Annotated in this window: 8 protein-coding genes; 5 read left to right on the top strand and 3 right to left on the bottom strand. The window is 74.4% G+C overall.

Annotated elements, in window-relative coordinates; translation table 11 throughout:
* Positions 1-856: cupin domain-containing protein (locus H9657_RS13730; RefSeq protein WP_225215333.1), on the bottom strand; the 856-nt coding region annotated here is incomplete at its 3' end.
* A gap of 148 nt (positions 857-1004) precedes the next feature.
* Here H9657_RS13730 and H9657_RS13725 point away from each other — a divergent pair.
* The 4 genes from H9657_RS13725 to H9657_RS13710 all read left to right on the top strand — a co-directional run bounded on the left by H9657_RS13725 (position 1005) and on the right by H9657_RS13710 (position 3742).
* A complete protein-coding gene (locus H9657_RS13725; protein ID WP_191783985.1) occupies positions 1005-1331 on the top strand; it encodes a type II toxin-antitoxin system Phd/YefM family antitoxin in 327 nt (108 codons plus the stop codon).
* Positions 1328-1912, top strand: a complete 585-nt coding sequence (locus tag H9657_RS13720) for a type II toxin-antitoxin system RelE family toxin (RefSeq protein WP_225215320.1) — start codon at positions 1328-1330, stop codon at positions 1910-1912. Before H9657_RS13725 ends, H9657_RS13720 begins: the two co-directional genes overlap by 4 nt.
* Positions 1913-1976: 64 nt before the next feature.
* Positions 1977-2438, top strand: a complete 462-nt coding sequence (locus H9657_RS13715; RefSeq protein ID WP_225215319.1) for a DUF3237 domain-containing protein — start codon at positions 1977-1979, stop codon at positions 2436-2438.
* 11 nt (positions 2439-2449) lie between these two features.
* The gene (locus tag H9657_RS13710; RefSeq protein WP_191783983.1) at positions 2450-3742 is read left to right on the top strand and encodes a flavin-dependent oxidoreductase; all 1293 of its coding nucleotides are present in this window, start codon (positions 2450-2452) and stop codon (positions 3740-3742) included.
* A gap of 61 nt (positions 3743-3803) precedes the next feature.
* On the opposite strand, the gene H9657_RS13705 is transcribed toward H9657_RS13710, so the two are convergent.
* Both H9657_RS13705 and H9657_RS13700 read right to left on the bottom strand, forming a co-directional pair.
* A complete protein-coding gene (locus H9657_RS13705) occupies positions 3804-5693 on the bottom strand; it encodes an FtsX-like permease family protein (protein WP_225215332.1) in 1890 nt (629 codons plus the stop codon).
* Between the two features lie 5 nt (positions 5694-5698).
* A complete protein-coding gene (locus H9657_RS13700; protein WP_191783981.1) occupies positions 5699-6448 on the bottom strand; it encodes an ABC transporter ATP-binding protein in 750 nt (249 codons plus the stop codon).
* Between the two features lie 205 nt (positions 6449-6653).
* Between H9657_RS13700 and H9657_RS13695 the strand changes: the two genes are divergently transcribed.
* On the top strand, positions 6654-8556 hold a 1903-nt coding region (locus tag H9657_RS13695), incomplete at its 3' end, for a heavy metal translocating P-type ATPase (RefSeq protein WP_191784093.1).

The raw sequence follows: 8556 nt of genomic DNA, 5'->3' as shown, positions 1-8556 counted from the left end.
CGAACCGCTCGTTGACGCGGCGGTACGCGTCCCCCCCCAGGCGGTGGAACTCGCAGCGGAGGGTCGGCATGACGTCGCCGCCGGTCGTGGGGTTGGTGTACCGGATCGCGGCGTGGCCCTGCTCGACAGTGGCCGGGTGGCCCTCGTCCTCGAGCTTGAGCTGCTCGGTCAGCGCACGGTCGGTGTGCTCCCAGCGGTAGGCGGACAGCGGCGAGCTCGTCTGGTCCTGCAGGCCCGACAGCGGGCGCAGGCCCGGGTGCGCCCACAGCCTCTCCGAGCGCGAGACGTCCGGCGACGCCTCGTCCGTGACGCGCTCGGCCCCGAACTCGAAGAAGCCGACGTCGGCGTAGTGCGAGAACGGCACGTCGAGGCCGTCGATCCAGGCCATGGGCTGGTCGGTGTCGTTGTGGTGGCCGTGGAAGTTCCAGCCCGGCGTGAGCAGCAGGTCGCCGCGGCGCATCGCGACGGGGTCACCGTTGACGACGGTCCACACGCCCTCGCCCTCGACGACGAACCGGAACGCGTTCTGGCTGTGCCGGTGCTCGGGCGCGGTCTCGTGGCCGCCGAGGTACTGGATCGCGCACCACAGGGTGGGCGTGGCGTAGGCGGTGCCGGGCAGGCCGGGGTTCGCCAGGCCCATCGCGCGCCGCTCGCCGCCGCGGCCCACGGGGACGAGGCGGCCCGAGCGCTCGGCGATGTCGTACAGCGACTTCCACCGCCAGACGTACGGCACGGCCTTCGGCGAGGGCACCTCGGGCATGAGGTCGTCGCGCTGCGTCCAGAGGGGGGCCAGGCTCTCGGCCTCGAAGTCCGCGTAGAGCTGCTGGAGCTCCGGGGTGTCGGCGGTGCCGTCCATCTGGTGCACGGTGGCCTCCTCGGTGGCGTCGTCGCCAGTCGTTGGTGTGCCAACGATAGGCGCGTCCCGGCACCCCCGGGAAGGGCCTGGCTCCACGACAACCTGACCGATCTGTCAATCTGGACAGATTTTCTGTACAGTTTTGCCCATGACCGTCCTCACATCGGCCCGCACCGTCTCCGTCAGCGATGCCACGGCCCGCGGTGTCGCAGGCCTCATCAAGGACGCGGAGCGCGGCGAGGACATCATCGTCTCCCGGCACGGAAAGCCGGTGGCCGCGGTCGTGTCGACCCAGCACCTCGACGCCCTGCGGGACCTCGAGAGCCACCTGCGGGACGCGGCGCTCGCCCTCGTGCGCGCGGCCACGGACACCGGGGTACGCGGATCGCTCGACGAGGCGATCACGGCGTTCGGCCTCGACCGTACCGACCTCGAGGCCGAGCTCGACGATGACCTGGCCGCAGGCCGGGAGTGAGCGCACGGAAGTCCGGACGACACCCCGACGCGACCCGGGTCGTCGTCCGCCTGACCGAGCCGGCACTCGACGACCTCACCCGCCTGGCGCAGAAGGACCCCCCGGCGGTCCGGTGGTGCTTCAAGAAGATGCTGCTGCTCGAACGGAACCCTGAAGCCGGGGAACCTCTCGTGGGCGGGCTGATCCAGTTCCGCAAGCTCACGGTCGGCGACCGCCACTGGCGGATCGTGTGGCGAGTGACGCATGACGCGGTGGGAGACGTCTACCTCGACGTCGCGGAGGTGTGGGCGGCAGGCGCCCGGAACGACGACGAGGTGTACGACGAGATGACGGAGCGCATCGCGTCGCTCGGTGACAGCCCTGTTGCGCGGACGCTCGCCGACGTCCTCGAGCTCCTGGGGAAGCCGGCTGAGGGGCTCAGCGCCTCGTCCGAGCCCGCCCGCCGTGAGGTCGTGCCGGAGTGGCTCGCGCGTCGACTGACCGGTCGCGGCGTCCCGGCGGCCGAGGTCACGGCGATGACCCCGGAGGAAGCCATGACGCGGTGGGAGGCGATCATCTCGACCCCGGCGGGCGAGCAGTGAGTACCTGATGTCCGGCCGGGACCCCCGGTAGGGTGCGTCCATTCGACGCCCGGGAGGACACTTGTTGGCACTGCAGCCACCCCAAGTGGAGCCGTTCTGCACGCTCGAGGTCGAGCTCGCCCCGATCATGGACCTCGGCCTCGGCCGCTTCGGTCAGCGGCGCATCATCCCGATCGTCGGCGGGCGGGTCACCGGCAAGGTCAGCGGGACGATCCTGCACCTCGGCGCCGACTGGCAGTCCGTCACGCACGACGACGTCGCCGAGCTGCACGCGCGCTACGCGTTCGAGACACCCGACGGGGCCATCGTCGAGATCGTCAACCAGGGCTACCGGCACGGCCCGCCCGACGTGATGCGACAGCTCGCGTCCGGCGCCCCCACGCCGCCCGAGTCGTACTACATGCGCTCGACGGCACGGCTCGAGAGCGGCCACCCGGACTACCGGTGGCTCAACCGGATGGTGTTCGTCGGCACGGGCGCGCGCGACGCGAGCACCGTGCAGATCGACCTCTACAGCGTGGGATGAGGACCTCGGACATGACGGAACCACGGGTGCTCGTCGCCGGCGGCGGGATCGGCGGGCTCGCCGTCGCCCTCACGCTGCACCAGATCGGCGTGCCGTTCACGGTGCTCGAGGGCGCGCGCGAGCTGGCGCCGCTCGGCGTGGGCATCAACCTGCAGCCCAACGCCGTGCGCGAGCTCGACGACCTCGGGATAGGCCCCGACGTGCTCGACACGATCGGCGTGGCCGCGCGCGAGTGGGCGCTGGTCGGGCGCAACGGCAACGACATCTACAGCGAGCCGCGCGGCCTGCTCGCGGGGTACCGCTGGCCGCAGTACGCGCTGCACCGCGGCCGCCTGCAGCTGCTGCTCGCGCAGACGCTCCAGGACCGCGCCGGCGCGGACGCGATCCGGCTCGGCCACCGCGTGACGGGCTACGAGACGCACGCCGACGGCACCGTCACGGCGACCGGGCAGCACCCCGACGGGACGCCCTGGCGCGAGGACGGGACCCTGCTCGTCGGCGCCGACGGCATCCACTCGGCGGTGCGCGCGCAGATGCACCCCGACCAGCCCCCCATCCGCTGGGGCGGCACGATGATGTGGCGCGGCACCACCCAGGCCGTGCCCGTGCGCACGGGCTCGTCGTTCGTGGGCCTCGGCTCGGCCCGGCACCGCGTCGTCGTCTACCCGATCTCGCCCGCCGACCCCCGTACCGGGCTGGCGACCGTCAACTGGATCGCCGAGCTGCGGGTGGACGACACCGCGTGGCAGCGCAGCGGCTGGTTCCGGCAGGTGGGCGTCGAGGAGTTCGCGCACCACTTCGACGGCTGGACGTACGACTGGCTCGACGTGCCGGACCTGCTCGCGCGCGCCGAGGTCGTCTACGAGAACCCGATGATCGACCGCGACCCCGTCCCGACGTGGCAGGACGGACCCGTGCTGCTCGTCGGCGACGCCGCGCACGCGATGTACCCCACGGGGTCCAACGGCGCGAGCCAGGCGATCATGGACGCCCGCCACCTGGGCGCCGCGATCCTGCGCCACGGCGTGGCCCCCGAGGCGCTCGCCGCGTTCGACGAGCAGCTCTGCGGGCCGATCTCCCAGCTGGTCCTGCGCAACCGCGGCGCCGGGCCGTTCGGGCTCCTCGACCTCGTCGACGAGCGGTGCGGCGGGGACTTCGACGACATCGACGACGTCGTCCCCGAGGTCGAGCGCACCGCCTTCATGGCCGGGTACAAGGCGGCCGCGGGCTTCGCGATCGAGCAGCTCAACTCCGCCGAGCCCACGATCGCGCCGGGGGCCCGCGTGGAGGGCCTGCGGGTCTGACGCGCGCGGCACGGGCCCTCCACCCCCGGGGGATGAAGGGCCCGTGCGGTGGGGCCGTGGCCTACGCGACGACGGCCGTGGCCACCTGCGTCGTGCGACGGGCCGCGAGCCAGGTCGCGACGAGGGCGAAGACGACCACGGCCGCGCTGACGACGCCGTACGCCGGCACGTCCACCACCGGGAGCCCGTCGAGCACCCCCGCGCTCACCCCGATCAGCGCCGGGACGACCGCCACGGTCCCGACGACCCAGGCCGTCACGCCGGTGATCGCGGCCTCGACGCCTGTCATCGCCATGAGCTGGCGACGGGTCGTGCCCGTGCGGTGCAGCAGCGCGAGCTCGTCGCGCCGCGCGACCGTGGTCATCGCCAGCGTGCTGGCCGCCCCGACCGCGACGACCGCGAGCAGCAGCAGGAGCAGCGCCGTCCCGACCTCGTTCTCGTTGCCGGCCGCGCTCATGGCGGTGCTGATGTGGGTCTGCGGGTCCGCCGCCGTCGCGCCCAGCGCCGTGATCGCCGCAGTCGTGCCGGGCACGTCCGCGCCGTCGGCGAGGTCGACCAGCAGGGTGTCGGCCACGACCGGCAACCCGTGTGCCTCGGCCGTCGCGGGACCCGTGATGACCCCCGCGACCCCCATGCCGCGCGAGAACACCGCGACGACGGTCGCGTCGACCTCGTCACCGCCGAGGCGGAGCGTGAGCGTCTCCCCCAGCCCGGCGCCGGACGTGAACGCCGTGTCGCTGCTGACGGCCACGGTGTCCGGGGCGTCGATGTCGGCGAGCGAGCCCGTGACGACGTCCGGGTCGAGCGCCGTGGTGCCGGCGGGGACGACCCGCAGGGCAGCCGCCTCCCAGGCCAGCGCGCCGCCCTCGCTGTCCGTGCGGACCTCGGCCGGGATCATCGCGAGCGGCACGGCGGCGCTGACGCCGGGCACCTCGGCGACCTGTGCGGTGAGGTCCTGCGTCGCGTCCTGGCCGGGCGTGACGACGAGGTCCGCGGCGACCGCGGCGACGAACTCCTGCTCGGTCGCGGTCGTCAGGGCCGCGTTGACGCTCGTCTGGATGGTGGCGGCGGAGACGACCAGGGCGAGCGGCACGACGACGGTGGTGAGGCGCCGCGAGAAGCCGCGGACGTTGCGCACGGCGAGCATCGTGGCGGGACGGCCGCCGGCGGGGTGCATGCGAGCGACCCGGTCGAAGATCCAGCCGACCAGCACGGGACCGGCGAGCGCGGCCGCGCCGATGAGCAGGAACGCCGAGAGCGAGGCCATCGCGCTGCCGGTGGTGCCGGGGATCCACAGCGTCGAGAACGCCACGGCCAGGCCGCCGAGGGTCATCGCCAGGGCGGTCAGCCGCCGGCCGAGGCCGACCTGACGGTCCTCGACGGCGCTCTGCTGGAGTGCGGCCGTGGGTGCGGTGCGGGCGGCCTCGCGGGCACCGAGGCGCCCCACGGGCACCGCGGTGACGGCGATGAGCGCGACGGCGATCAGCACGGGCAGCGGCGAGAGCGAGGACGTGAAGTCGGGCCCGACCATGCCGCTGCGCACGAGCACGGGGTCGAGGAGGCGGGCGCCGAACAGGCCGGCGACGGCACCCAGCGGGGCCGCGACGAGCGAGACCACACCGACCTCGAGGGTGACGGCGCGGCGCACCTGCGACGGGGTGGCGCCGACCGCGCGGAGCAGCGCGAACTCGCGGCGACGGCTGCGCAGGGCGAGGCTGACGGTCGCCGCGACGACCATCACGACGACGACGATGAGCGTGCCGGCGTACGACGAGGCGAGGGACACGAGCAGCCCCCCGGAGGCGGCGTCCCCGGCCGACTGCAGGCGCGTGCCCGACTCGAACAGGACACCGGTGACGGCGAGGACCGCCGCGGCGACGGCGAGGACGACGGCGGTGCCGGCGAAGGCACCGCGGTGGGCGCGGACGCCCGAGGACGCGAGCTGCCACATGGTGCTCACCGACCCTTCGTGAGGAGGCGAGCGGTGACCTGCTCGGCGGTGGGGCGCTCGAGCTGGTCGACGACCAGCCCGTCCGCGAGGACGACGACGCGCTCGGCGGCGGCGGCGACCCCCGCGTCGTGCGTCACGATGACGACGGTCTGCCCGAGCTCCTGGGCCGTGTCGCGCAGCGCCTGCAGCACGGCGACCCCGGTGCGGGAGTCGAGCGCGCCCGTCGGCTCGTCGGCGAAGACGACCGCGGGCCGCGTGACGAGCGCCCGGGCGATCGCGACGCGCTGGGCCTGCCCGCCGGACAGCTCGCCCGGCAGCCGGTCCATGAGGTGCGGCACGCCGAGGAACTCCAGCAGCCGGGACTCCCACTCCTCGTCGACCTTGCGGCCGGCGAGCACGAGCGGCAGGCGCACGTTCTCGCGGGCGGTCAGGTGGCCGATGAGGTTGTAGGCCTGGAAGACGAAGCCCACGTGCTCGCGACGGAACCGGGTGAGGTCGTCCGGTCGCAGCGTCGTGAGGTCGTGGCCCCCGACGACGACCGAGCCGCGGCTGGGGGTGTCGAGCCCCGCGGCGCAGTTGAGGAGCGTGGACTTGCCCGAGCCGGACTGCCCGACGATCGCGGTCACGGAGCCGGCGAGCAGCTCCAGCGACACGCCGCGCAGCGCGTGCACGGGCTCGCGGGCCGGGTACGTCTTGTGGATGTCGACGAGGCGGACGGCGGTGCGCGTCGCCTCGGCCGTGGTCAGCGTGCTCATGGTGTGCTCCTGTGCTCGAGGGCTGTGGTGTCGCTCTCGAACCTAGGAATCAGCAGGGGTCCCCATCGAGCCTCCTGCGACGGGCCCGCGCGGGTTCCATCCTTCGATGGAGGCCTGCCGGCGGCCGTCGTCACGGCGCTCCGACCCAGGTCAGGACTGCCTGTCCTTGCTTGTCGACGGCCCCCCGGCGGCGTACCACTGAGGTATGCGCACGTTCGTCGGGCGCCTCCTCGCCCACCCTCTCGTCGTGGCCACGCTCGCGGTCGCGGTCATCGGCGGGCTGCTCGAGGCGACCGGCCCCGACGGCGCGGCCCGCTGGGTCGTCTCCGCCTACGCCGTCGTCGTCGCGCTCGTGCAGGCCCGCGGGATGGTCGACGACCTGCGGGCGGGCAACCACGGCATCGACCTGCTCGCCGTGACCGCCATCGCCTCGACGGTGGCCGTCGGCGAGTACTGGGCGGCGCTGGTCGTGTGCCTCATGCTCACGGGCGGCGAGGCGCTGGAGGACTACGCGGCGGGACGCGCGCGGCGCGAGCTGACCGGCCTGCTGCAGAACGCGCCCCGCACGGCGCACCGCCTCGGCCCCGACGACCAGCCCACGGACGTCCCGGTCGAGGACGTGGTCGTCGGGGACCGGCTGCTCGTGCGCCCGTTCGAGGCCGTGCCCGTCGACGGCGTGCTGGAGTCCCCCGACGCCACCCTGGACGAGTCGTCGCTGACCGGGGAGTCGCTCCCGGTCGACCACGTCCGGGGCGACGGCCTGCTGTCCGGCTCGGTCAACGGCGGCGAGGCGATCGAGCTGCGGGCCACCGCGGCGGCCGCCGACTCCCAGTACCAGCGCATCGTCGCGCTCGTGCGCGAGGCGCAGGACTCCAAGGCGCCCTTCGTGCGGCTGGCCGACCGCGTGGCCGTGCCCTTCACGATCGGCGCCCTCGCGCTGGCCGTCGGCGCGTGGCTCGTGTCCGGGGACCCCACGCGCATCGCCGAGGTCCTCGTCGTCGCCACGCCGTGCCCGCTGATCATCGCCGCCCCCGTCGCCTTCATGGCGGGCATGTCACGCTCGGCGCGCGCCGGGATCATCGTCAAGAGCAGCGGCACGCTCGAGCAGCTGGCCCGCGCGCGCACCGCCGCGTTCGACAAGACGGGCACGCTCACGCACGGGGAGCCGCGCGTCACGGAGGTCCACGCCGACGGCATGACGCCCGAGGAGCTGCTGGTCCTCGCGGCCGCCGTCGAGCAGTACTCGAGCCACCCCCTCGCCGACGCCGTGGTCGACCGCGCGCACGAGGACGGCCTCGTCGTGCCGGCCGCCGAGGACGTGACCGAGGTGCCCGCGCACGGGATGCGCGGCACGGTCGGCGGCCGGGTCGTCGTGGTGGGCAGTGCCCGCTACGTCGCCCGCGAGACGGGCGTCGCACCGGCGCAGGGCGACGGTGGCACGGGCGTCCACGTGGCCGTCGACGGACGCCCCGCGGGCCTCCTCACGCTCGCGGACGAGCTGCGGCCCGAGACCCGCGCGACCATCGCGGCGCTGCACCGCGCGGGCGTCGGGACCGTCATGATGCTGACCGGTGACGGCGCCCAGGTCGCGCGCCGCATCGCCGACGAGGCCGGCATCGACGACGTCCGCGCCGAGCTGCTGCCGCAGGACAAGGTCGACGCGATCCGCTCGGCCCCCCGCCGTCCCGTGATGATGGTCGGCGACGGCGTGAACGACGCCCCGGTGCTGGCGGCGGCGGACGTCGGCATCGCGATGGGCGCGCGCGGCGCGAGCGCCGCGAGCGAGTCGGCGGACGTCGTCGTCACCGTCGACGACCTGTCCCGCGTGGCGCGCGCGGTGCAGATCGGCGGCCGCACGCTGCGCGTCGCGTGGCAGGCCATCGGCATCGGCGTCGTGCTGTCGGTCGGGCTCATGCTCGTCGCCGCCGCGGGCGCGCTGCCCGCCCTGGCCGGCGCCTGGCTGCAGGAGGCCGTGGACCTCACGACGATCCTGTGGGCCCTGCTGGCCGTGCGCCCGAGCCGGTCCGAGCAGGCGGCGACGGAACGGATGGCGGCCGACCTGGCGCGGGCGGCCGCCCCCCACCCCAGGCGACCCCCACCTCCCTCCC

The organism is Cellulomonas avistercoris (assembly GCF_014836445.1).
Classification (GTDB): Bacteria; Actinomycetota; Actinomycetes; order Actinomycetales; family Cellulomonadaceae; genus Cellulomonas; species Cellulomonas avistercoris.
Note: the sequence above shows the minus strand (reverse complement) of the source record. Positions and strands in the feature narration are given on the sequence as shown.